This is a genomic window from Iamia sp. SCSIO 61187, assembly GCF_019443745.1.
In the GTDB taxonomy this organism is placed as follows: Bacteria; Actinomycetota; Acidimicrobiia; order Acidimicrobiales; family Iamiaceae; genus Iamia.
The window spans coordinates 471893-494929 of sequence record NZ_CP050948.1 but is presented as its reverse complement, the minus strand read 5'-3'; the positions used below and the strand labels follow the sequence as shown (position 1 = coordinate 494929).

Below are 23037 nucleotides of genomic sequence, written 5' to 3'. Positions count from 1 at the left end.
GGGGTGGACGACCTCGGGGCGGCAGCGGAGCGGCGGGCGGCGGTGGCCGAGGCCGGCCACCGGGGCGACACCGCCACGGCCCGGGCGGCGCTGACCGACCCCGACCCGGCGGTGCGGGCCACCGCCCTGGGCGCCCTCGCCCGGGCCGGTGCCCTCGGGGCCGACGACCTGCGGGCGGCACGAGACGACCCGGCGGCGGCGGTGCGGCGCCGGGCCGCCGAGGAGGCGGCCGCCGGTTCGATCGACGTCAGCCTCCTCGGGCTCCTCGACGACGACGACGCCACCGTCGTCGAGGTGGCCGCCTGGGCGTGCGGCGAGCGGACCCCGCCCGAACCCGGGGCCGTCGACCGCCTCGCCGCCCTGGCGACCGGGCACGCCGACGCCCTGGTGCGGGAGGCGGCCGTCGCCGCCCTGGGGGCCATCGGCGACCCCGCTGGGCTGCCCGCCGTCCTCGCCGCCACCGCCGACAAGGCGACCGTCCGCCGGCGCGCCGTCATCGCCCTCGCCCCCTTCGACGGCCCCGACGTGGCCGCCGCCCTCGAGCGGGCCCGCACCGACCGCGACTGGCAGGTCCGCCAGGCCGCCGAGGACCAGCTCCGCTGAAGCGGAAGCCAGGTCGGAGGCCTCTCCGGGACACCGGCGTCCGAGGGCCGGGCCCATCCCCGCCGAAGCGGCTGCGCCGCCGGCTCGGGCTGGCGCTTCGATCGACAGCCGTCGGGGCTGCCGCCAGGCCGACCGGACCGGCAGGACGCGACTCCGCAGGCCTCCCCCGGGCCAGGCGTCCGAGGGCCGGGCCCATCCCCGCCGAAGCGGCTGCGCCGCCGGCTCGGGCTGGCGCACCGATCGACAGCCGTCGGGGCTGCCGCCAGGCCGACCGGACCGGCAGGACGCGACTCCGCAGGCCTCCCCCGGGCCAGGCGTCCGAGGGCCGGGCCCATCCCCGCCGAAGCGGCTGCGCCGCCGGCTCGGGCTGGCGCTTCGATCGACAGCCGTCGGGGCTGCCGCCAGGCCGACCGGACCGGCAGGGCGCGACTCCGCAGGCCTCCCCCGGGCCAGGCGTCCGAGGGCCGGGCCCATCCCCGCCGAAGCGGCTGCGCCGCCGGCTCGGGCTGGCGCTTCGATCGACAGCCGTCGGGGCCGCCGCCAGGCCGACCGGACCGGCAGGGCGCGGCGCGGCACCCGCACCGGGGTGCGCCGCGCTTTCGTGCGGGGAACGGGGGGTCGGTACGGTCCGGGCGTGTCCCCCCACGACGAATGGGTCGCCCGCGACGCTGCCGTGGTGTGGCACGGCTTCACCCAGATGGCCACCTACGCCGACAACCGGCCCGTCGTGGTGGAGCGGGCCGAGGGGCGCGAGATCATCGACGTCGAGGGCCGCCGCTACCTCGACGCCATCTCCTCGCTCTGGGTCACGACCCTCGGCCACCGCGTGCCCGAGCTCGACCAGGCCCTGCGGGACCAGATCGACCGGGTCGCCCACACCACCCTGCTGGGCAACGGCAACGTGGCCGCCATCGCCCTGGCCGAGGCCCTGGCCCCGCGGGTCCCGGTCGACGACCCCCGCTTCCTCTTCGCCTCCGACGGCGCCGCCGCCGTCGAGCAGGCCCTCAAGATCGCCTTCCAGTCGTGGACCAACCAGGGGGTCACCGGCCGGACCACCTACCTCGCCTTCGGCGGCGCCTACCACGGCGACTCGATCGGCTCCCTCTCCGTCGGAGACGGCGGGTTCGGGACCGACGTGTTCGACCCCCTGCGCTTCGGGTGCCTCCGGACGCCGGGGCTCGACCAGCCGGGCGCGGCGGAGGCGGCCGTCGCCCTCATCGCCGAGCAGGCCGACCGCCTGGCCGCGGTGGTCGTCGAGCCCCTCGTCCAGGGGGCGGCCGGCATCCGCACCCACGAACCCGAGGACCTGCGCGCCGTGGCCGACGCCTGCCGGGCCCACGGCGTGCTGCTGATCGCCGACGAGGTCGCCACCGGTTTCGGCCGCACCGGGACCCTCTTCGCCTGCGAGCAGGCCGGCGTGCGCCCCAACCTGATGGTCGTCGGCAAGGGCATCACCGGCGGCTACCTGCCCCTCGCCGCCACCGTCGCCTCGGGCCCGGTCTTCCACGCCTTCGACGGCCCCGACCTGTCCGAGATGACGCTGTACCACGGCCACTCCTACAGCGGGAACGCCCTCGCCTGCGCGGTGGCCACCCGCCACCTCGCCCTCATCGACGAGGGGGACGTGCTGGCCAACGTCCGGGCCCGGGCCGACCAGCTGGCCGCGGGGCTGGCCGCAGCCGTGGCCCCGCTCCCCGGCGTGGCCGAGGTCCGGGGCCTCGGGCTCATGGCCGGCATCGAGCTGGCCCCCCCGACCGACGGGCTGCGCTGGGGCCGGCGGGTGTCGGCCGGGTGCGTCGACCGGGGCGTCCTCATCCGCCCCCTGGGCGACGTGGTGGTGACCGTCCCCATCCTCACCAGCACCGCCGACGAGATCGACCGCATCGTGGCCACCCTCGCCGACGCCGTCGCGGAGGTCTGCAGGTGAGCGACCGTGGCTGACGGGTGGGCCGGCCGGGTCGACGCCCGGCTGGCCGAGATCCGCGCCGCCGGCCGCTGGCGCCGGGTCCGCCCCCTCGACGCCCACGGCCCGATCGGCACGACGGCCGACGGCTCCCGGGTCACGTCCTTCGCCTCCAACGACTACCTCGGGCTCTCGGCCCACCCGGCCGTGGTGGCCGCCGCCCACGCCGCCCTCGACCGCTGGGGGGCCGGGGCCACCGCGTCCCGCCTCGTCGTCGGGTCCCGCCCGCCGCACCACGACCTCGAGGCCGACCTGGCCGCGTGGAAGGGCACCGAGGCCGCCCTCGTCTTCCCCACCGGCTACGCCGCCAACGTCGGCGTCCTCACCGCCCTGGCCGGCCCCGGCACCCGCATCCTGAGCGACGCCCTCAACCACGCCTCGATCGTCGACGGCTGCCGGCTGGCCCGGGGTGAGCTCACGGTCGTGCCCCACGCCGACCTCGACGCCCTGGCCGCCGCCCTCGCCGCCGACGACCGCCCGACCGTGGTCGTGGCCGACTCGGTGTTCTCCATGGACGGAGACGCCGCCGACGTCGATGCCCTCGCCGGCCTGTGCGCCCGCCACGGCGCCGCCCTCGTCCTCGACGAGGCCCACGGCGTGCTCGGCCCCGACCTCGACCCCGGCGCCCACCCGGACCTGCTGCTGGTCCGGGTCGGGACGCTGTCGAAGGCCTTGGGCGCCCTGGGCGGGTTCGTGGCCTGCTCGACCGCGGTGCGGGACCTGCTGGTGAACGTGGCCCGCCCCTTCATCTTCACCACCGCCCTGTCGCCGGCCGACGCCGCCGCCGCCCACGCCGCCCTGGGCGTCGTCCGCAGCCCCGAGGGCGACGCCCTCCGGGCCCGGCTCCGGGCCCACGTCGACCGGCTCGCCCCCGGCCACCCGTCGCCCATCGTGCCCGTGGTGCTCGGCCCCGAGGACGCCGCCCTCGCCACCGCCGAGGACCTCCTGGCCCAGGGCCTCCTGGTCCCGGCCATCCGCCCTCCCACGGTCCCCGAGGGCACGTCCCGCCTGCGCGTCACCTTCTCGGCCGCCCACACCGATGCCGACGTCGACCGGCTGCTCGCCGCCCTCACCCCCCTGCGATCGCGGTGGCATCCGTCGGACGAACATCCGACACCTGCCACCGAGGTCGGCGACGGGGCGGCGGCGACGGGGTCCCGACCGGCGACCCTGGTGGCGGTGCTCGGGACGGGGACCGAGGTGGGCAAGACGTGGGTCGCCGCCCGCCTCCTGGCCGCCCTGCGGGTCGAGGGGCGGACGGTGGCGGCCCGCAAGCCGGCCCAGTCGGCCGAGCCCGACGACCCCACCCCCTCCGACGCCGACGAGCTGGCCGCGGCCACCGGCGAGGACCCGCTGGACGTCTGCCCCGCCCACCGGCGCTACGCCCGGGCCATGGCCCCGCCCATGGCCGCCGCCGCCCTCGGCCGGCCCGGCCTCACCGTCGCCGACCTGGCCGCCGAGGTCACCTGGCCCGACGGGGTCGACGTGGGCCTGGTGGAGACGGCCGGCGGGGCGGCGTCACCGGCGGCCGACGACGGCGACAGCCTCGCCCTGGTGCGGGCGATCGGCCCCGACCACGTCGTGCTCGTCGCCGACGCCGGGCTCGGCACCATCAACGGCATCCGCCTGGTCGTCGCGGCCATGGCCGCGGACCGGTGGCCCGCGACGGTCGTCCTCAACCGCTACGACGCCGGCGACCCGCTCCACGTCGCCAACCGCGCCTGGCTCCGGACGCGAGAGGGCCTCGACGTCGTGACCGACGTCGAGGCCCTCGCCGAACGCATCCGCTGAACGCGGACCACGAGGTGCCAGGCACCTCGTGGTCCGGCGGGATCAGGCGGTGATCAGCTCCTCGGGGGTCAGGTCGGCGGTCTGGCCCTCGAAGTCGATGACGTCGCTGATCTCGTTGAAGTGCGCCGCGGCGGCGTCGTACTGGACGAGCACGAACGACTCACCCATGTAGGAGTCCTCCGTCCCGGAGGTGGTGAAGGTGATGCCCTCGTGGGCCAGCGGGGTGGTGATGCCGTCGAGGTTCCGGATCGACTGCATCATCGCCAGCCGGGTCGGGGCCTCGGCCGCCTCCAGGGCCTGGATGAACAGGTCGGCCTGGGCGTACCCGTAGGCGATGATCGCGTTCTCCAGGTCGAGCTCGCGTCCCTTGAAGTTGGGCTGGTACTCCTGCACGGCGGCGAAGAACTCGGTCATGGCCGGGTCCTCGGCGTACTCCGGGTTGAGCGGGTCCTTGAGGTTGGTGAGGCTCAAGACGTCGGCCCCGGCGGCGCCGGCGATGCCCATCAGGGTCTTGGAGATGCAGGTGCCCGACACCCAGGTGGTGGCCTCCCACCCCTCGGCCTGCTTGGCCGTGAGGGCGTTGGGGCAGGCCAGCAGGGTGCCGCCGTTGAAGAAGGCGTCGGCGCCGCTGGCGGCCAGCGAGGTCACCTGCGAGCCCACCTGGTCGGAGCCCACGGGGTACTCCTCGACGGCGACCAGCTCGATGTCGGTGCCCTCGATGGCCTGGCGGAAGCCCTCCTCGTAGGTGGCCCCGAACTCGTCGGACTGGCGGAGCATGCCGACCTTGGCGTCGGGATCGTTCTCCTCCAGGTAGTCGGCGAAGGCCTGGGCCTCGAGCGTGTACGGCGACAGGCTCGAGCCGATCAGCCACGGGTAGTCGGGGTTGCCCCAGGCGACCGACCCGGTGGCGGCGAACACGTTGGGCACGCACCGCTCGTCCAGGAAGTCACGGATGTTGATGTTGTTGGCCGTGCCGACCACCGAGAACACGGCGAAGGCGCCGTTGCCGTCGGCACCCACCAGCTCCTCGATGTTCGAGGCGGTCTGCTGCGGGTTGTACTCGTCGTCGGCGTCCTCGTACTCGATCTGGACGGTCGTGCCGCCGAAGTCGACCCCGCCGTTGGCGTTGGCCTCGTCGAAGCGGGTCGCCCAGCCCCGAGCGATCTCGGCGAAGGCGCCGGTCAGGCCCGACTGCGGGTACGACGAGACGACCTTCAGGGTGTCCCCCTCGATCTCGGCGGTGGGGTCGGAGGTGCAGTCCTCGACGTGGTAGGTGTCGGCCACCTCCTCCTCGGTCTCGCCGTCGCCTCCCCCACCGCCCGTGCCGCCGCTGTCGTCGTCGTCCCGGCTCGAGCAGGCGCCGGCGAGCAGCGTCAGCACGGCGAGCAGGGCGAGCAGTCCGCGGGTCCGGGTTCGCTTCATGGGGTCTCCTTGTAGGTGGCAGGCGGCATCGGCGCAGCCGATTCGCTCAGGGTGGCGGGTGGGGTCGGAGGTCGAGGAGGGGTCGGTCGGAGCATCGAGGAGGTCACGGCGGTGACTCGGTGGCATCGGCCGCTGCCCTCTCGCGTTCGAGGGCCGCGGCCGCGACGGGGGCGGTCGGGTCGTCCCGGAGGGGCAGGAGCCGGTCGGCGAGCTTGCGGAGACCGCCGACCACACCGCCGGGCAGGACGTACACCATGGCGATGAGGGCGCCACCGAAGATCGCCGGCGACAGCACCTCCTTGCCCTCGATCAGCCCGTCGGTCTCCTCCCGCAGGAGGATGAGGATCAGGGCGCCCACGGCCGGCCCGCTGATGGTGGCGGTGCCGCCGATCACGACGGCGACCAGGAACTCGATGGAGTTCCGGAAGGTGATGATCGGGTCGGTGGCGTCAGCGGCCCGGTCGACCATCACCGAGAGCGACCCGGCGATGCCGGCGTAGGCGGCCGACAGGGCGAAGGCGCCGACCTTGATGCGGGCCAGGTGCACCCCGACGGTCGAGGCCGCGATCTCCTGGTCGCGCACGGCGACCATCGCTCGGCCGATGCGCGACCGGCTGAGGTTCCACGCCCCGAGGAAGAGCACGGCGGCGATCAGCAGCGACTCGATGTAGTGCCACTGGTCGTTCTCGAGGAAGGTGAGCAGCGAGTCGAAGCCGTCCCGGGGCGGGCGCACGATGGCCACGCCACCACTGCCGGTGACGTACTTCTGGCCCACGCGCGGGAACAGCACGGCCAGGCCCAGGGTCACGAGGGCGAGGTAGAGCCCCTTCACCCGCAGGGCGGGGATGCCCACCAGCACGCCGAGGGCGGCGGCGACGAGGGCGGCGATCGGGATGGTGGCCTCGAAGGTCCACGAGTGGTCCTCCATGAGGATCGCCGTGGCGAAGGCGCCCACGCCGAAGAAGGCGCCGTGGCCGATCGAGACCTGGCCGTTGAACCCGGTGAGCAGGTTGAGCCCCATGGCCGCCACCGCGAAGTAGATCGCCCGCGACAGCGTCTGGTTCATGGGGGCCTGGAAGTAGTACGGCGCGTACAGCAGCGCCGCCGCGGCCAGGATGCCGATGACGATCCGGAGGTGGCTGCGCTTCATACCCACGTCCTCCGACCCCACCCACGTCCGCCGACCCCGCCCGCCACCCCGAGGGCGTCGGCTGCGCCGACCCGTCCTCCGGGCTGAGGGGCTCGGCTTCGCCGAGACTCAAACACACGTCCTCCGACCCCACCCACCGCCCTGGAGGTATCGACTGCGTCGATGCTCATACCCTCTCCACCACCTTCTTGCCGAAGAGGCCGGTGGGCCGCACCAGCAGGACGAGGAGGATCAGCGCGAACGGCACCACCAGCTCGATGGTGGAGAGCGACTTCACGTAGCCGACCGTCATGGCCTCGGCGATGGCGACCACCATGCCGCCCACCACCGCGCCCAGGGGGCTGTCGAACCCGCCGAGGGCGGCGGCGGAGAAGGCGTAGACCAGCACGACGGCCATCAGACCGGGGTTGACCGAGCCCCGGTCGGCGGCGACGAAGCAGCCGGCGAGGGCGCCCAGGCCGGCGGCCATGGCCCAGCCCAGCATCAGCATCCGTGACGAGTTGATGCCCACGAGCCGGGCCGACTCCGGGTTGGAGGCGACGGCCCGCAGCTTGAGCCCGACCTTGGTCCGCTGGAAGAGGACGTAGAGGCCGAAGCACACGATGGCCAGCATGATCACGAGGGCCACGGTGGAGGACTGGATGCGGAGGTCCCCGACCTGCCAGTAGCGGTTCGAGCCCGTGGGCGACCCGGCCGAGGGCTTCGACGGCCACGGCTTGGGCATGGGTTCGGCGTCGTCGCTGAAGGCCAGCTGGGCCAGGGCGTTGAGGCCCAGGAAGAGGCCCAGCATCACGATCAGCACGTTGAGGGGCGACTTGTCGGGCCCGTGGACGGGACGGATCAGGACCCGCTCGATCAGGGCGCCGAGGGCGGCGCTGATCAGCACCGAGATGGCGATGGCCAGACCCACCGGGAGGTCGCCGGGCAGGACCTGGAGCCCGAAGAAGGTCATGCCGGTGGCGGTCAGGCCCCAGCCCATGTAGGTCGAGAACAGGGCCATCTCGCCCTGGGCCAGGTTGAGCAGGCCGGTGGTCCGGAAGATCAGCACGAGCGCCATGGCCATGGCGCCGTACACCGCACCGTTGCCGATGCCGTTGAGGAGGAAGCGGAGGAAGAGGTCGACGTCCATCAGAACCCCAGGTACGCCTTGCGGATGGCGTCGTCGTCGCGCAGCTGGTCGGCCGGGCCCTCGGCGACGATCTGGCCCGTCTCCAGCACGTAGCCGCGATGGCCGATGTCGAGGGCCAGGTTGGCGTTCTGCTCGACGACGAGGATGGTCAGGCCCTCCTCGCGGTTGAGCTCGCCCAACCGCTGGAACAGGTCGCGGGTGATCAGGGGGGCCAGGCCCAGCGAGGGCTCGTCGAGCAGCAGGAGGTGGGGCCGCAGCATCAGGGCCCGGGCGATGGCCAGCATCTGCTGCTCGCCGCCGCTCATCGACCCGGCCGCCTGGTCGCGGCGCTCGCCGAGCCGGGGGAACACCTCGTACCAGCGGTCGATGTCCTTGCGGATCTCGCGGTCCGAGCGCAGGACCGCGCCGAGGCGCATGTTCTCGTCGGTCGTGAGGTCGCCGAAGGTCCCCCGGCCCTGGGGCACGAGGGCGATGCCGGCCCGGGCCACCTTCTCGGGCGAGCGGGGCAGCGGCGAGCCCGAGAAGGTGACGCTGCCCTTGGTGGTGATCTCGCCGATGATGGCCCGGAGGGTCGTGGTCTTGCCGGCACCGTTGGCGCCCAGGACCACCACGACCTCGCCCTCATCGACGCGCAGGTCGATGCCGCGGAGGATGGTGACGGGCCCGTACCCCCCGGTGACGCCCTCGAGCTCGAGCAGCGCGCTCACGTCCTCCGTCCCCTCCCCCCACCCTGAAGGGCTCGACGCCGCAGAGCGGGCGAGCCTTCGGGCGGGGCGCTCCGGCGCCGAGATCCACTCATTCCGATGTCCCGAGGTAGGCCTCGATGACCTTGGGGTCGTTGCGGACGACCTCGGGCGGGCCCTCGGCGATGCGGCGTCCGAAGTCGAGCACGACGATGTGGTCGGAGATGGACATGACCATCGACATGTGGTGCTCGACGAGCAGCAGGGTGAGGTCCATCTCGTCGCGCAGGGCCCGGATGGTCTCGGCCAGCTCCTCGACCTCGCCGTGGGTGAGGCCGTTGGCCGGCTCGTCCAGCATCAGCAGGCGGGGGCGGGCGGCGAGGGCTCGGGCCAGCTCGATGCGCTTGAGCGTCCCGAAGGGGAGCCCGGCGGCGGGCCGGCCGGCGAGGTGGGCCAGGCCGAGCCGGTCGAGGATGCCCATGGCGTCGGCCTGGAGGCGCTTGTTCTCGGCCCGGCCCAGGCCGAGCAGGCCCCGGACGAAGCCGACCGAGCCCTCGGTGTGGGCCCCGACGCGGACGTTGTCGAGCACCGACAGGCCCGGGAACAGGGCGACGTTCTGGAACGTCCGGGCGATGCCCGCCTCGGCGATGCCGTGGGGCGGGACCGACAGGAGGTCGCGCCCGTCGAAGGTCACCCGGCCGGTGGTGGCCGGGTACAGCCGGCTGATGACGTTGAAGAGCGTCGTCTTGCCGGCGCCGTTGGGGCCGATCAGGGCGCAGATGTGACCGGTCTCGACGGCGAAGGTGAGCCCGTCGAGGGCCACGACCCCACCGAAGCGGACGCCGACCTCGTCGACGTCGAGGAGGACGGGACCGGCGGCCGCCCCCCCTCCCGACGTCCTCGTGCCCTTGTCGAGCCCGACGGTGCCTTCGCTCGCGGTCATGGGGGTGCGGTGCGCTCCAGGGCAGCGGGCGATGGTCACGGACGTGTGGCGCGGGTCACCCCGAGCCAGGTCGGGGGACATCTAACCACGTCACGGCCGTGGGTGCCGAGACCGCCGCCGCCCGGCGACCCGTCCCCGGCGTGCTACATGCGCGAACCCATGAACATCACCTTGAGCTGGTCGTAGGCCTCGATGCACTTGCCGGCACCGAGGACCACGCACTCGAGGGGGGCGTCGACCAGGTAGACGGGGATCTCGGTCTCGTTGGCGATCCGCTGGGCCAGGCCGGCGAGCATGCCGCCACCGCCGACGAGGTGCATGCCCCGGATGATCAGGTCGTGGGCCAGCTCCGGCGGGGCCTCGCCCAGGCATGCCACCACCGAGTCGACGATGGCGGTGACCGGCTCCTCGATGGCCGTGCGCACCTCGACCGGCGAGAGGATCACCGTCTTGGGCAGCCCGGTCATCAGGTCGCGGCCCCGGACCTCGGCCTTGACGTTGTCACGCACCGGGTAGGCGGAGCCGATGGAGACCTTGATCTCCTCGGCCGTGCGCTCGCCGATGGCGATGCCGTACTCACGCCGGATGAAGCCCTGGATGGCGGCGTCGATGTCGAACGACCCGACCCGCACGGCCTGGAGGGCGACCACGCCGCCGAGGGAGATGAGCGCCGTCTCCGACGTGCCGCCGCCGACGTCGACGACCATGTTGGCCACCGGCTCGTTGATCGTGAGCCCGGCGCCGAGGGCGGCGGCCATGGGCTGCTCGATCAGCTGGGCCTCGGCCGCTCCGGCCCGACGGGCCGCCTCGATGACGGCCCGGCGCTCGACCTCGGTGATGGCCGAGGGGACGCAGATGACCACCCGGGGCCGGTTGAAGCGGCTCACGCCGGCGCGGTGCAGCAGCAGCCGGATCATCCGCTGGGTGACGTCGAAGTCGGTGATGGCGCCCTGCCGCAGGGGCCGGACGGCGACGATCGAGCCGGGGGTGCGGCCGATCATCTGCCAGGCCTCGTGGCCCATGGCGAGCACGTCGCCGGTGTTCTGGTTCAAGGCGATGACCGACGGCTCGTTGAGCACGATCCCCTGGCCGCGCGCGTAGACCAGGGTGTTGGCCGTCCCGAGGTCGATCGCCAGGTCGCGGGCCATGGATCAGGCGTCCGGTCCCCGCCGGGTCGGGCGGCTCGTGCCGTCGGACTCGAAGCGACGGGGCTTGCGGGTCTGCGGCGACGGCGACAGCGCCTCCATCTCGCGCTGGAAGCCGGTGATGCCCGAGTGCATGTTCGTGGGCTGGCGGCCGCGGACCCAGAGGACCAGCGACGCCAGCACGATGATGACCACCGGGACGAGGAGGAACACGAAGGGCGACATCAGCGGGCGTCCTCGGGGGCGACGGCGCCGATGGGGGTGGCGTCGGTGCCCCACTCCTCGCCGTCGGCCCACGTCTCCTTCTTCCAGAGGGGGACGGTGGCCTTGAGGGTGTCGATGCAGTGGGCCGCGGCGGCGAAGGCCGACCCCCGGTGGGGGGCGCCCACGGCGACGACCACGGCGCTCTCACCCACCTCGAGGTGGCCGGTGCGGTGCACGGCGACCACCCGGCGGACGTCGGGCCAGCGGCGCCGGACGTCGGCGACGACCTCGGCCATCCGGGCCACGGCGGCCTCCTCGTAGGCCTCGTAGGTCAGCGAGGTCACCCCGTCGCGGCCCGGTGCGTGGTCGCGCACGGTGCCGCAGAACGTCACCACCGCCCCCACGTCGGGGGTGGTGGCCCAACGTCCGGCGGCGGCCCCGTCGAGGGGATCGGCCGTGATCCCGACCCACGTGTCGCCGGCGGGCGGGGCGGCGTCGGGGGACGGGTGGGAGGCAGGCACGGCGGCAGCGATCCCAGGGGGCACCGACCCATCGTATTGGTGAACGGGGCTCCCGGTGCGAGCGAGAGGCCGGTGACCGTGCGCCGAGGGCGCGGTCCCCGCCGTGGCGGGCGTCGGTAACCTGCTCGACCGTGCTCCCGACCGCCCGCGCCGCACGCGCCCTGTCGTGATCGACGACGACGACGAGGCCGGGCCCGGGCCGCTGCCCCCCGAGGACCGGCTGTGGCGCCACCCCTCGGAGCTGGCCCGGGCCGCCGCCGGACCGGCCGCGGCGGGGCCCACCGGGAGGCGCAGCCGACCGCTGGTGGTCGTCGGCGTCCTGTCCGGGCTGGCCGGGGCGGCCGTCACCGTGGTGTCCCTGGCCGCCCTCGGCGCCTTCACCGCCCCGACCGCCCTGGTCGAGCGGGACGCGACCGGGTCGACCGGCCCCCCGACCACGGCCGTCCGCTCGGCGGCGGCCATCGCCACCAGCGTCGCCCCGGCCGTGGTCGAGGTGACCGCCACCGTCGGCGACGAGGTGCGGCACGGCTCGGGGGTGGTGGCCCGGTCCGACGGCCTCGTCCTGACCAGCGCCCAGCTCGTGGCCGGGGCCACGGCCGTCGGCGTCACCTGGCCGTCGGGGCGCCGCGAGGAGGCGAGCCTCGAGGGCCGGGACCCGATGACCGGCCTGGCCGCCATCACCGTGGCCGGCACCGGCTACCCCACCGCCACCCTCGACATCACCCCGCCCCGACCCGGTGACCAGACGATCACCGTCAGCGCCCGGTCCGGGAGCAGCGCCCCCCTGGTGGTCGAGGGCACGGTGAGCGCCACCGGCACCCACGTCGCCGACGGCGACGCGCTGCTCGTGGGCCTGATCGAGACCGACCACCCCGTCCCCGCCGGCGCCGACGGCGGGGCGCTGGTCGACCGGGACGGCCACCTCCGCGGCATCTGCGTCGCCCTCACCGACCCGACCGGCACCGGTCCGGCCGAGACCGGGTGGGCCGTGCCCGCCGAGGTCGCCCTGCGGGTCGCCGACGACCTCCGGCGGCTCGGGCGGGTCGACCGGGGCTGGCTGGGCATCGCCGGGGCGCCGGTCGCCGACGCCGGCGCCGTCCCCGCCGGGTTCGCGGTCGACGAGGTCATGGCCGGCTCCCCGGCCGAGCAGGCCGGGCTGGCGGCCGGCGACGTCGTCCTCGCCGTCGACGACCAGCGGGTCCGGTCGCTCGCCGACGTCCAGGCCGCCCTGACGCTCACCCGACCGGGCCAGGCCGTGGCCCTGGAGGTCAACCGGGCCGACCAGACCCTCGAGGTCGAGGCCACCCTCGTCCCCACGCCCTCCTGAAGCTCGGGCTGGCGCTGACCTCACGAGCCCCCGGGGCTGCCGCCAGGCCCGCCGGGACGCCCTGCGGGTGATCGGCGACCCGCGGGGCGCAGGGTGCCTCGAGTCCAGGCGCGACCGAGACTTTCCGAGCAGCTGGCTTCAGCGGCGGGCGCGGCGGGTGGCGACCCAGACGGCGGCGCCCAGACCGGCGGCCAGCGCCCCACCGGTGACCCCCAGGGCCAGCTCCTGGCGCCGGCGGGGGCTGAGGGTGGCCAGCGCGGTGGCGGGCGTGCCGGCGACGAACGCCTCCTCGTTGGAGTGCTGCGGGCGCCACCCGTCGGCCCGCAGGCGGTCGTTGGCCACCACCCACGGGTGCCGGGCGTAGGGGACCAGCCCGGGCGGGGTCGGGGCCAGCCGCAGCCGCCAGCGCACCCGGGCCACCCGGTCGCCGACGCGCTGGGGCAGCCGCACCTTGGGCGTGCCGGCGTCGAGGGCGGTGTACTCGGCGCCCCGGAGCCACCCGTCGGGGGCGACGTTCCGGGCGCCGTCGAGGCGGGCGGTGGCGGCGAGGACCACGGCCGAGGCCAGGTCGTCGACGTGGACGAACTGCGACGGCGGGTCGCCGTCGATGTCGGCCACCCGGCGCGCGGCGTGCAGGGCCCGGGCCATCCAGCCCTCGGCCCCGTCGTCGCCCACGACCGGGGCCGGTCGCAGCACGGTGGCCGTGGCCCCGGGGTGGCCGTGGCGCCACTCGGCCAGGCGGCGCTCGATCTCGGCGCGCTGCACGGCGTAGGCCAGGTCGGGGCCGGGACGGAGGGTGGCGTCCTCGGTGAGCGGCATGGGGTTGTTGGCCCACGCCCCGTAGACGGCCGCCGACGACAGGAGCACCACGTGCTCGACGCCGACGTCGCCGGCGGCGTCGAGCAGGCGCTGGGCGGCGAGGACGTCCTCGGCGGCCTCCACGGCCGGGTCCTCGTCGAGGTTGGGGCCGAAGACCGACGCCAGGTGGACGAGCACGGCCGTTCCCTCGAGCAGGGCCTTCAGGTCGGCCTCCAGGAGGTCGACCTCGGTGGTCGGGCCGGCGGCGGTCGCCCCCGCCCCGGGGTCGACCACGGCGAGCACCTCGGCCCCGGTGTCGCGCAGGGCGGCGACGACCGCCCGGCCCAGCGCGCCCGCGGCCCCGGTGACGACGATCCCGCCACCCGTCCGGGGTGCCGAGGGGCCGCGGAGGGGATCGGGTGCCATCCGCATACGATGCCGTCGTGCGCCCGGCCCCGCCACATCGCGACCGACCGCTCCCCGCGAACCGGGACGGGGGGCGATGAGCGGCCCGGACCCCTTCGGGGGCATGCCCTTCTTCGGCGACCTGGCCCGCATGATCGGCCGCCAGGGCCCCATCGCGTGGGACGCGGCCCGCCAGATCGCCCACAGCATCGCCACCGACGGCGAGCCGGAGCCGAACGTCGACCCGTTGGCGCGGATCCAGCTCGAGCAGCTGGCCCGGGTGGCCGAGCTCCAGATCGCCAACGCCAGCGGTCTCGACCCGTCGCACCACGGCGCCGGGATCACCATCACCCCGGTCACCCGCACCCAGTGGGTGAGCCGGACCCTCGACGACCACCGGCGCCTGTTCGAGTCGCTGGCCCAGAGCCTCGGCTCCACCGGCACCGATGCCCCGGCGGGGAGCGCAGGCGCGCACCCGGCCGTGCCCGACCCGACCGAGCTCGACCCCCTCGACGAGGACGCCGCCACCGCCTGGCTGGGCCAGCTGATGGGGATGCTCCAGCCCATGACCCTGGGCATGGCGGCCGGGTCGATGGTGGGCCACCTCGCCACCCGGTCCTTCGGCCAGTACGACCTGCCCGTGCCCCGCCCGCCGGGCGACGAGGTGATGGTGCTCGTCCCGGCGATCGACGCCTTCGCCGAGGAGTGGAGCCTCGGGGTCGACGACGTCCGGCTGTGGGTGTGCCTGCACGAGGTCGCCCACCATGCCGTGCTGGGCGTGCCCCACGTCCGGGCCCAGCTGACCGAGCTCATCGAGCAGTTCGTCGCCGGCTTCCGCCCCGACCCGGGCGGGTTCGAGCGGGCCCTGGCCGACGTCGACCCCGCGGACCCGAGCGGGATGGAGTCCGTCCAACGCCTCTTCACCGACCCCGAGGTGCTCATGGGGGCGGTGTCGTCGCCGGCCCAGGAGGAGATCCGCCCCCGGCTCGACGCCCTCGTCGCCGCCATCGTGGGCTGGGTCGACCACATCATGGACCGGGTCGGGGGCGGCCTCGTCGGCAGCTACGCCCAGGTCACCGAGGCGGTGCGCCGGCGGCGGGTGGAGACCAGCGCCGCCGACCGCTACGTCGAGCGCCTCTTCGGGCTCAACCTCACCCCGGCCCGCGTCGACCTCGGTGCCGCGTTCGTCGACGGCGTCGTCGAGCGGGCCGGCGAGGAGGGCCTGGCCCGGCTGTGGGCCAGGGCCGAGGACCTCCCCACCCCGGCCGAGCTGGCCGCCCCCGGTCTCTGGCTGGCCCGCATCGACCTCGACTCCTGACGCCGTCGTGGCCGAGCCCCTCGTCGTCCGGCCGGCCACCGAGCACGACGTCGACGCCCTGGTGGCGCTGACCGCCGCCCACCGTCGGCGCCTGGCCGGGTGGGCGCCCCGCTGGTGGCGACCGGCCGCCGGGGCCGACGCCATCCACCCCCTGTGGCTGGGCCACCTCGTCACCAGCGACGGGCCCGTCGCCCGCGTCGTGGTCGACGGCGCGGGTGCGGTGCGGGCGTGCGGGGTCGCCCTGGACCAGGGGACGACCTGGGTCGTCGACGACGTGGCCGCCGACGACGACGGCGCCGGGGTGGCCCTGTTGCGCGCCGTGGCGGAGCGGCCGGCGCTCACGTGCGTGGCCGCCGCCGACGTGGCCGGCGCGGCGCGCACGACCGCCGCCGGGTGGGCGCGGGCGTCCTCCTACTGGATCGGCCCGGCGACGGGCGACGACGCCGGCCCCGCCCCGGTCGGGCCCTTCCCGTCCGACCAGGGCGACGGCGCCACCGACCCGGGCGCCGACCCGCCGACATCGGTCCCGCCGCACACCTTCGGCCCGGCCCTGGGCGGCCGGCCGGCCGGGGACCCGCTCGGGGGCGGGTCCTGGGGGGCGGGGGGCCTGCCGGCACCCCCGGTCTACGACCCCGGGGGGACGGTGAGCGTCGTCGTGGCCGTCGCCGGATCCGATCGGGCGGGCGCGCTCCGTGCCGCCCTCGCGGGAGCCGCCGGACGCGGCGACGTGCTCGTGGCCGTCGTCGTCGACGTCGACGACGACGCGCTGGCCCGGGCGGCCGAGGCGGCCGGGCTCGTCCGCTCCGTCGACGTCTGGTCGGCCCCGCCGGCCTGACGGCCTCGGCCGCGTCCGTTCCGGCGTCACTGACGGGAGGTCGTCTCCCGCCGCTGACGCAGGAACGTGCTCAGCGAGGTGGCGGGGGTGGGGCGGGGGCGAAGGTCGTGGGGTCGCGGGGCGGGGCGACCTCGGTGGGGTCGTCGGGCCGATCGGCCGGATCCCGGGCGACGCGGGTCGGGTCGGCGGGACCGGCGGGCCGGCGCCGGATCCGGGTCGGGTCGGGGCGGTGCCCCTTGGCCAGGCGAGGGCGGCGGCCAGTGACGGCCGGGGTCCCCTCCATCGGCGTCATGGCGGTGCCGATGCCGGGTCCGGCCCGCCGCCCGTCGGCTCCCACCCCGGCGGTGACGGCCGTCGGCCGCTGACCCCGCCCCTCGCGGGAGCGGACCCGGGCGATCACCGACATGGTCGAGTCGCGCACGCGGGTCTTGGCCTTCGCCTGGGCATCGCTCAGGGCCTGGTCGATGACCACGGCCTGGCGGCCGAACTCGGAGACCGCCTGGCCCGTGCGGTGGCGCCAGGCGGCCAGCCCGACGATGTAGGAGAAGGTGGCGAAGCCCGACACCAGGGCCACGGCCACGAACGAGAGGCGCAGCTCGCCCAGCGGGATGAGGCCGAGCATCGAGCCCACGACCCAGATGAGCTGGAACCGGGTCTCGAACTTGGCGAACAGGCGGCCCCGGTTGGCGTCGGGGGCGTCGCGCTGGACGATCGAGTCGAAGGCCAGCTTGCCGGCGGTGGAGGCGATGCCCACGGCCCCGCCGAGCAGGGCCGCGCCCACCGTCCCGCCGAGCAGGGTGGCGGCCACGCCCGTGCCGACCGTCAGGATGAGGACGGCGATCAGCATCCGCTCCTCGGGCCAGGTCTGGCGCAGCTTGGGGGCCAGAACCGAGCCCAGCAGCGTCCCGGCGACGCTGATGGCGGCGATGAACCCGAACGCGACCAGCTCCTCGGTCTCGCGGAAGTGGAAGGCGAAGTACAGGGTGAGGAACCCGACGATGCCGCGCAGCAGGCCAATGCTGGCCCCGGCGAGCAGGACGCCGACGCCCCGCAGCTCGGCCCTCTCCTCGGGCGTCGCCGACGTGGGCGCCACCGCCACCTTGGGGATGCGGAGGGCCAGACCGGCGGTGGCGGCGAAGCCGCACACGGCCAGGCCGAGCGTCACCGACGGGCTGTCGAAGATCTTGTAGAGCAGGGCGGCGGGCGCCGCCCCCACGAACCCCATGATCCCGGCCAGGAGCTGGAGCTTGGAGTTGGCCTCGACCAGCTCGTCGTCGCTCTCGACGACGCCGGGCACGAGCGACGACCGGGCGATGCCGTAGGCCTTCTGCAGGACGAGGACGCCGAAGGCCGCCGGGTAGAGCAGCAGCGAGTCGGTGCGGCCGATCAGGGCGAAGCACAGCACCCCCCGGGCGATGGCCGAGCCGATGACCACCCAGCGCCGCCCGCTGCGGGCCCGGTCGAGGGCCGGGCCGATGAGCGGCGCGACCACGGCGAAGGGCGCCATGGTGAGCAGCAGGTAGAGGAAGACCTTGCCCCGGGCCTCGGCGGTGGCGGCGGCGAAGAAGATCGTGCCGGCGAGGGCGGCGGCGACGACGGCGTCGGAGGCGGTGGACAGGGCGTGGGTGCGGGCCAGCCGCATGAACGGGGTGACGTTGAACGCGGCGTTGGGCTCCCCCGCCGCGCTCATCGGCCTCCCGCCGCCTGTCGTCTCCACTCCCACCATGCTACGACCCGGGCCCGACCGGCCCGCGGCGGGCCCGGGCCGACTGGGGGTGCGCAACGGGGCCATCAGCCCGCGCCCCTGCCCGCACCTGGACGGTCCACCCCTCCCGCCTCGGCCGCGCTCAGGCGACGTCTGCGTTCCCCCGGATCCTTGTGACGATGCCGACCAGGCGTTCGACCTGGTCGGGGAGGAACACGGCGTCGGGCCCGGTCGGGCTGAGGTCGGTGAATCAGCCCGATGATGTGGCGGGGAGTGCGGAACTGGCCGTTCTGCCCGGCGCTGGCGATCTCTCCGAGCATGTACTCGTCGACGTCGCCCTTGGTGTCCCGTCCGGGTCCGACCGGTGCAGCCGTGCTCCGTGTGGACCAGGCCGTCGCTGCCCTCGGGGAAGATCCTCCGCTCCATCGGCTCACCCAGGGTGCGGGCCTTGTTCTCGGCCAGCGTCTCCAGGTCGTCGAGGCGCTTGATGAACAGCAGGTAGGTCATCTGCTCCATGACCTCGAGCGGGTTCGAGAGGCCCCCGGCCCAGAACCCGTCCCAGATCCGGTCGATCTGGCTCTTCAGCTCACCGGTGACCCATCGCTCGCGCTCCCTCGCCCACACGTGACGCCCACCCACGGTGGCCCGACGAAGACGGTGGCCAACGGACGTTCCCCGGGCTGCCGGAGGCCCGGCTTCACTGTCACACCCCCTGCGTAGGGTTCAGGCAAGAGAGATCGCGACGTCACGAAGGAGGTGGCGACGGTGAAGCAGAGCCGCGACGCAGGCGACGGCAGCCGGGCATCGAGCTCGGGCGACGACCGACCTCGTGACGTCGCCGCCGCCCTGGTCGAGATCGACGGCCTGCTCGCCGAGCTGGGGCCCGACCTGGCACCCGAGTGCATCCCCGGGCACCGGCTCGGCGATGTCATCGCCGCCCTCGGGACGATCGAGCGGCGGGTGCGCGGCGCCCGTCTCGTGCTGCACAAGGCGGCAGCAGACACCGGGGCCTGGAAGGCCGCCGGCGCCCGCTCGGCCGCCGAGCACGTGGCCAAGGAGGAAGGCATCTCCGTCGGCCAGGCCCGGGCCGAGCTGGCCGCGTCGGAGAAGCTGGCGTCGCTGCCGGGGCGCGCGAGGCGGCGGCGACCGGCGAGATCTCGGTCGAGAAGGCCAAGGCCGTGGCCGAGGCGGCCGCTGTCGACCCCGAGGCCGAGCAGGGACTGGTCGACACGGCCCGCTCCAGCGACCTGCGGGCGACCCAGGACGAGGCCCGCCGCGCCATCGTGCGGGCCGACGAGCGGTCGGGCGAGCGGGCGCTCCGCGTCCACCGGCGGCGATCCCTCAAGACCTGGCTCTCCGTCGACGGCGAGGGCCACGGCGTGTGGAACATCCCGGCCGAGGCGCACCACCGCTTCCTGGCCGCCCTCGAGCCCTACCGGCGCCAGGCGTTCCGCGACGCCCGCGCCAACGGCGTGCGCCTGTCCGACGAGGCCCTGATGGCCGACGCCCTCGACATGCTCGCCCGCGACGTGCTGCTCGACCTCGGTGAAGCCGCGCCGGGGCAGGACGGACCACCGACCTCGGCGCCCCAGCCCGCTCCGAGCGGCCCCGATGCCGGCGACGGCTCCGGGTCGGCCGATGGCCGCGAGGGCGCCGATGCCGACGGCGAGGCGTCCACGCTCTTCGGGACCGAGGACCATCACGACGACGCGCCTGCCGCGGGCGGCGACCCCCGTGGCCCCGCCGGCCACCCCGGGCCGCACCGGCCGCGACCGGCGCCCCCGCGCCGACGCCACCGGCGGGCACCGAACCAGGTGATGGTCATGATCGACTTCGACGCCCTGCGCAGGGGGTTCGCCGAGGAGGAGGAGACCTGCGAGATCACCGGGCTCGGGCCCATCCCCGTGGCCCTGGCCCGGCACATGATGGACGACGCCCTGCTCCGGCTCGTCGTCACCGGCACGGATGTGACGGTGGTGTCGAGCCAGCGCCGCTACGTCCCGGCCGACCTCCGAGCGGCCATCTGGGCCCGCGACGGTGGCACCTGCGTCGTGCCCGGCTGCCACGCCACCCGCGGTCTCGAGATCGACCACTGCCGCATCGACTTCGCCCGCGACGGACCCACCGCGCTCTGGAACAGCGCCCTCCTGTGCAGGGTCCACCACGTCCTCAAGACCATCGGCGGCTGGACCTTGGCCGGCGGCCACGAGGAGGGCTGGACCTTCACCCCGCCGGAGGGCAGGCCCTCACCATGACCGCCCGGTCGCATGAGGGGCGGCGACCCGACGAACGACTACGCCGCGTACTTGTAGCCGAGGCCCCGGATGGTGGTGATGTGGGTCGGGTTGGTGGGGTCGGGCTCGACCTTGGCCCGGAGGCGCTTGATGTGGACGTCGAGGGTCTTGGTGTCACCGACGTAGTCGTGGCCCCAGATGCGGTCGATCAGGGTGTCGCGGGTGAGGACCCGTCCGGCGTGCTCGAGGAGCAGGGCCAGCAGCTCGAACTCCTTGAGCGGCAGGTTCACCGCCTCGCCCCGGATGACGACCTCGTGGCGGCCCGGGTCGAGCTGCACGTCGCCGACGACGAGGGCCTCGGCGCTGGGCTCGGGCAGGGCGTCGCCGGGGCTCGGGGCCCGGCGCAGCACGGCCCGCATCCGGGCGACCAGCTCCCGCAGCCGGTAGGGCTTGGTGACGTAGTCGTCGGCGCCGACCTCGAGCCCGACGACCGTGTCGATCTCGGCCCCCTTGGCCGTCACCATGATGATCGGGACCTTCGAGCGGCTCCGCAGCTCGCGGCACACGTCGATGCCCGACACCTTGGGCAACATGACGTCGAGGAGGACGAGGTCGGGCTTGACCACGTCGAACAGGTCGAGGGCCTGGGCCCCGTCCCGGGCCACCTGGACCCGGAACCCCTCGCGGGCCAGGCCCACGGTGAGGGCATCGATGAAGCTGTCCTCGTCCTCGACCACGAGGATGGTCGGCTGGGCGCTCACGCCGGCACCGCCGGGCCGGGTCGCTCGCTTCGCACGCTCATGCGCTCCTCCTGGGGGCGGTGGGATCTCCGGGGACGTCGGGGTCGGCGGCGTCGCCGACGGCGACGGGACCGGGACCGGCGGGGACGTGGACGGTGAAGGTCGACCCCTGACCCTCGGTCGAGCGCACCGCCACCTCGCCCTCGTGGTTGGCCACGATGTGGCGCACGATGGCCAGGCCCAGCCCGGTGCCGCCGGTGTCGCGGCTCCGGGCCCGGTCGACGCGGTAGAAGCGCTCGAAGATGCGCTCGACGTCGCGGGCGGGGATCCCGAGACCGTGGTCCTCGACCTCGATGGCGACGGTCGTCCCGTCGGTGGCGGCCCGGACGTCGACGACCGAGCCGGGGCTGGAGTACTTGACCGCGTTGTCGAGGAGGTTGGCCACGGCCGAGACCAGCTGGCGGCGGTCGCCCCACGCCGAGACCCGCGCCGAGACCTCGGCGACCCGGATGACGATGTCGCTCAGCTCGGCCGCCGGGCGGATCCGGTCGGCCGCCTCCTCGAGCACCAGGTGGACGGGGACCGGCTGGCGGACGTCCTCCTGGCTGGCCTCGATGCGGCTGAGCTCGAGCAGGTCGTCGATGGTGCGGCTCACCCGGAACGACTCGTTGACGACCCGCTCGGTCAGGCGGTGGGCCACGTCGGGGTCGGGCTCGGCCAGGAGGGTCTCGGCCAGCAGGCCGATGGCGCCGACGGGCGTCTTGAGCTCGTGGCTGAGGTTGGCCACGAAGTCGCGGCGCACCGCCTCGAGCCGCCGGGCCTCGGTGATGTCGTCGATGACGACCAGGGCGCCCCGGGGCAGGGGCCGGGCGACCACCTCGACCACCCGGGCCGGTGGGCCGTACAGCTCGATGGTCCGGCTCCCGCCGGAGCCCTCGATGGCCGCCGCGCTCAGCTCGTCGACGACGCCGCTGACGAGGGCGTCGCCGTGGCGGGCGGCCGCCACCTCGCGGGCGGCCCGGTTGCGGGCCACCACGACGCCGGCGGCGTCGACGACCAGCACGCCCTGGGGCACGGCGTCGAGGGCGGCGCGCAGCTGGTCGACGGTGTCGGCCGCGGCGCGCTGCCGGCGCCCGCCGTCGTCGACGGCACGGGTCAGCTCGGGGACCTTGGCCGCCTCGGCCTCGGCGGCGCGCAGGCGCAGGGCGAGGACGACGACCGCGACCAGCAGGCCCACGGCCACCAACCCCAGGAGGACCGCCACCTCAGGCCGTCTCCCCGACGTCGCTCGCCACTCGCGTGCTCGCCGACGGGGCCGGGCGGCGGGGGGCCGTGGCCCGGGCCGCCAGCCGCCGGTCGATCTCGGCCGCCGCCGGCTGCCAGTCGTCGGCCCGGATCGAGGTGATGCAGGTGACCGCCACGTAGCCGGCGGTCACGAGGGCGGTGTCGGAGTCGGGAGGCAGCTCGACCCCGGACTCGACGAGGGTCAGCTCGAGCACGCCGTCGTCGCCGCCCTGGCGCAGGGCCGCCCGCACGGTGCCGAAGGGGGCGAGCGACGCCCACCGCGACCCCCGGACGGCGGCGAGCGGGCCGGGGGGGACGTTGACGTTGAGCACCGTCTTGGGTGGGGCGGTGACCAGCCAGCCGACCGAGGCGGCGGCGACCTCGGCCGCGGCGCCGAAGCCGGCGGTGCCCTCGCGGTCGACGCCGACGGAGACGGCCAGCCCCGAGATCCCCAGGTTCGCCCCGGTGAGGGCGGCCCCGATGGTGCCGGAGTGGAGCACGGCCCGACCGGTGTTGTTGCCCGGGTTGATCCCGGAGGCGACGAGCTCGGGCGGGTCGCCGAACCCGCCCAGCCGGGCGGCCATGACGCACAGGGCGGGGGGCCCGGCGAGGGAGAAGGCGGTGATGTGCTCGGCTCCGGGGATCGTCGCCGGGGTGGTGTGCAGATCCGACTGGCGGCCGAGGTCGCCGATGGCGGCGCCGTAGCCGCTGTGGTCGGAGCCGGGGGCGACGACCAGGACGTCGTGGCCGTCGGCGTCGAGGGCGATGGCCAGGGCGTGGAGGCCGGGGGCGTCGATGCCGTCGTCGTTGGTGACCAGGACCCTCACGTGCGCTCCG

The 23037-nt window shown here is 75.2% G+C and carries 21 protein-coding genes and 1 pseudogene; 7 read left to right on the top strand and 15 right to left on the bottom strand.

The window, feature by feature from the left end; all coding sequences use genetic code 11:
• Nucleotides 1-3: 3 nt before the first annotated feature.
• The 3 genes from HC251_RS02325 to HC251_RS02315 all read left to right on the top strand — a co-directional run bounded on the left by HC251_RS02325 (nt 4) and on the right by HC251_RS02315 (nt 4357).
• The gene (locus HC251_RS02325; RefSeq protein WP_219943713.1) at nt 4-603 is read left to right on the top strand and encodes a HEAT repeat domain-containing protein; all 600 of its coding nucleotides are present in this window, start codon (nt 4-6) and stop codon (nt 601-603) included.
• A 634-nt stretch (nt 604-1237) separates the two neighbouring features.
• Nucleotides 1238-2530: an adenosylmethionine--8-amino-7-oxononanoate transaminase gene (bioA, locus tag HC251_RS02320; protein WP_219943712.1), complete on the top strand. Its 1293-nt coding sequence runs from the start codon at nt 1238-1240 to the stop codon at nt 2528-2530.
• Between the two features lie 6 nt (nt 2531-2536).
• Nucleotides 2537-4357: an aminotransferase class I/II-fold pyridoxal phosphate-dependent enzyme gene (locus HC251_RS02315; protein WP_219943711.1), complete on the top strand. Its 1821-nt coding sequence runs from the start codon at nt 2537-2539 to the stop codon at nt 4355-4357.
• 42 nt (nt 4358-4399) lie between these two features.
• Here HC251_RS02315 and HC251_RS02310 read toward each other — a convergent pair whose 3' ends face one another.
• The 8 genes from HC251_RS02310 to HC251_RS25390 form a co-directional block, all read right to left on the bottom strand.
• Nucleotides 4400-5779 carry an ABC transporter substrate-binding protein gene (locus HC251_RS02310; RefSeq protein WP_219943710.1) on the bottom strand — a complete coding sequence of 460 codons (1380 nt, stop codon included), beginning with the start codon at nt 5777-5779 and terminating at the stop codon, nt 4400-4402.
• A gap of 103 nt (nt 5780-5882) precedes the next feature.
• A complete protein-coding gene (locus HC251_RS02305) occupies nt 5883-6929 on the bottom strand; it encodes a branched-chain amino acid ABC transporter permease (protein WP_219943709.1) in 1047 nt (348 codons plus the stop codon).
• A gap of 166 nt (nt 6930-7095) precedes the next feature.
• Nucleotides 7096-8058 carry a branched-chain amino acid ABC transporter permease gene (locus tag HC251_RS02300; RefSeq protein ID WP_219943708.1) on the bottom strand — a complete coding sequence of 321 codons (963 nt, stop codon included), beginning with the start codon at nt 8056-8058 and terminating at the stop codon, nt 7096-7098.
• Complete coding sequence (locus tag HC251_RS02295) at nt 8058-8765, bottom strand: ABC transporter ATP-binding protein (RefSeq protein ID WP_219943707.1); 708 nt, start codon at nt 8763-8765, stop codon at nt 8058-8060. Before HC251_RS02295 ends, HC251_RS02300 begins: the two co-directional genes overlap by 1 nt.
• 88 nt (nt 8766-8853) lie before the next feature.
• Nucleotides 8854-9684: an ABC transporter ATP-binding protein gene (locus HC251_RS02290; protein WP_219943706.1), complete on the bottom strand. Its 831-nt coding sequence runs from the start codon at nt 9682-9684 to the stop codon at nt 8854-8856.
• Nucleotides 9685-9827: 143 nt separating this feature from the next.
• Nucleotides 9828-10832 carry a rod shape-determining protein gene (locus HC251_RS02285; RefSeq protein WP_219943705.1) on the bottom strand — a complete coding sequence of 335 codons (1005 nt, stop codon included), beginning with the start codon at nt 10830-10832 and terminating at the stop codon, nt 9828-9830.
• Nucleotides 10833-10835: 3 nt separating this feature from the next.
• The gene (locus HC251_RS02280) at nt 10836-11054 is read right to left on the bottom strand and encodes a hypothetical protein (RefSeq protein ID WP_219943704.1); all 219 of its coding nucleotides are present in this window, start codon (nt 11052-11054) and stop codon (nt 10836-10838) included.
• Nucleotides 11054-11578 (bottom strand): molybdenum cofactor biosynthesis protein MoaE, encoded by a 525-nt coding sequence (locus HC251_RS25390; RefSeq protein ID WP_255566576.1) that lies wholly within the window; start codon nt 11576-11578, stop codon nt 11054-11056. The genes HC251_RS02280 and HC251_RS25390 overlap by 1 nt, the downstream gene beginning before the upstream one ends.
• Before the next feature lie 142 nt (nt 11579-11720).
• Between HC251_RS25390 and HC251_RS02270 the strand changes: the two genes are divergently transcribed.
• Nucleotides 11721-12881: a S1C family serine protease gene (locus HC251_RS02270; protein ID WP_255566575.1), complete on the top strand. Its 1161-nt coding sequence runs from the start codon at nt 11721-11723 to the stop codon at nt 12879-12881.
• Nucleotides 12882-13019: 138 nt separating this feature from the next.
• On the opposite strand, the gene HC251_RS02265 is transcribed toward HC251_RS02270, so the two are convergent.
• Nucleotides 13020-14105, bottom strand: a complete 1086-nt coding sequence (locus HC251_RS02265) for an NAD-dependent epimerase/dehydratase family protein (RefSeq protein WP_219943701.1) — start codon at nt 14103-14105, stop codon at nt 13020-13022.
• A 76-nt stretch (nt 14106-14181) separates the two neighbouring features.
• On the opposite strand from HC251_RS02265, the gene HC251_RS02260 reads away from it, so the two are divergent.
• Both HC251_RS02260 and HC251_RS02255 read left to right on the top strand, forming a co-directional pair.
• Complete coding sequence (locus HC251_RS02260; protein WP_219943700.1) at nt 14182-15402, top strand: zinc-dependent metalloprotease; 1221 nt, start codon at nt 14182-14184, stop codon at nt 15400-15402.
• 7 nt (nt 15403-15409) lie between these two features.
• Nucleotides 15410-16237 carry a hypothetical protein gene (locus HC251_RS02255; protein WP_219943699.1) on the top strand — a complete coding sequence of 276 codons (828 nt, stop codon included), beginning with the start codon at nt 15410-15412 and terminating at the stop codon, nt 16235-16237.
• Between the two features lie 70 nt (nt 16238-16307).
• On the opposite strand, the gene HC251_RS02250 is transcribed toward HC251_RS02255, so the two are convergent.
• From HC251_RS02250 to HC251_RS02245, 3 genes and pseudogenes are all read right to left on the bottom strand, one after another.
• Nucleotides 16308-17954 carry an MFS transporter gene (locus HC251_RS02250; protein ID WP_255566574.1) on the bottom strand — a complete coding sequence of 549 codons (1647 nt, stop codon included), beginning with the start codon at nt 17952-17954 and terminating at the stop codon, nt 16308-16310.
• A gap of 492 nt (nt 17955-18446) precedes the next feature.
• Nucleotides 18447-18566, bottom strand: a pseudogene (locus HC251_RS26150) (hypothetical protein); the annotation flags it as partial.
• 99 nt (nt 18567-18665) lie between these two features.
• Nucleotides 18666-18929, bottom strand: a complete 264-nt coding sequence (locus HC251_RS02245) for a hypothetical protein (protein ID WP_219943697.1) — start codon at nt 18927-18929, stop codon at nt 18666-18668.
• A gap of 191 nt (nt 18930-19120) precedes the next feature.
• Here HC251_RS02245 and HC251_RS02240 point away from each other — a divergent pair, with 191 nt between their 5' ends.
• The gene (locus HC251_RS02240) at nt 19121-20197 is read left to right on the top strand and encodes an HNH endonuclease (RefSeq protein ID WP_219943696.1); all 1077 of its coding nucleotides are present in this window, start codon (nt 19121-19123) and stop codon (nt 20195-20197) included.
• A 38-nt stretch (nt 20198-20235) separates the two neighbouring features.
• Here the strand turns inward: HC251_RS02240 and HC251_RS02235 are convergent, their stop codons facing one another.
• The 3 genes from HC251_RS02235 to surE are packed head-to-tail and all read right to left on the bottom strand — an operon-like array spanning nt 20236 to nt 23027.
• Nucleotides 20236-20937, bottom strand: coding sequence for a response regulator transcription factor (locus HC251_RS02235; protein ID WP_219943695.1), 702 nt, complete (start codon nt 20935-20937; stop codon nt 20236-20238).
• Nucleotides 20938-20974: 37 nt separating this feature from the next.
• Nucleotides 20975-22180, bottom strand: coding sequence for a cell wall metabolism sensor histidine kinase WalK (locus HC251_RS02230; RefSeq protein ID WP_219943694.1), 1206 nt, complete (start codon nt 22178-22180; stop codon nt 20975-20977).
• A gap of 1 nt (nt 22181) precedes the next feature.
• Nucleotides 22182-23027, bottom strand: a complete 846-nt coding sequence (surE, locus tag HC251_RS02225; RefSeq protein WP_219943693.1) for a 5'/3'-nucleotidase SurE — start codon at nt 23025-23027, stop codon at nt 22182-22184.
• Nucleotides 23028-23037: the final 10 nt, after the last annotated feature.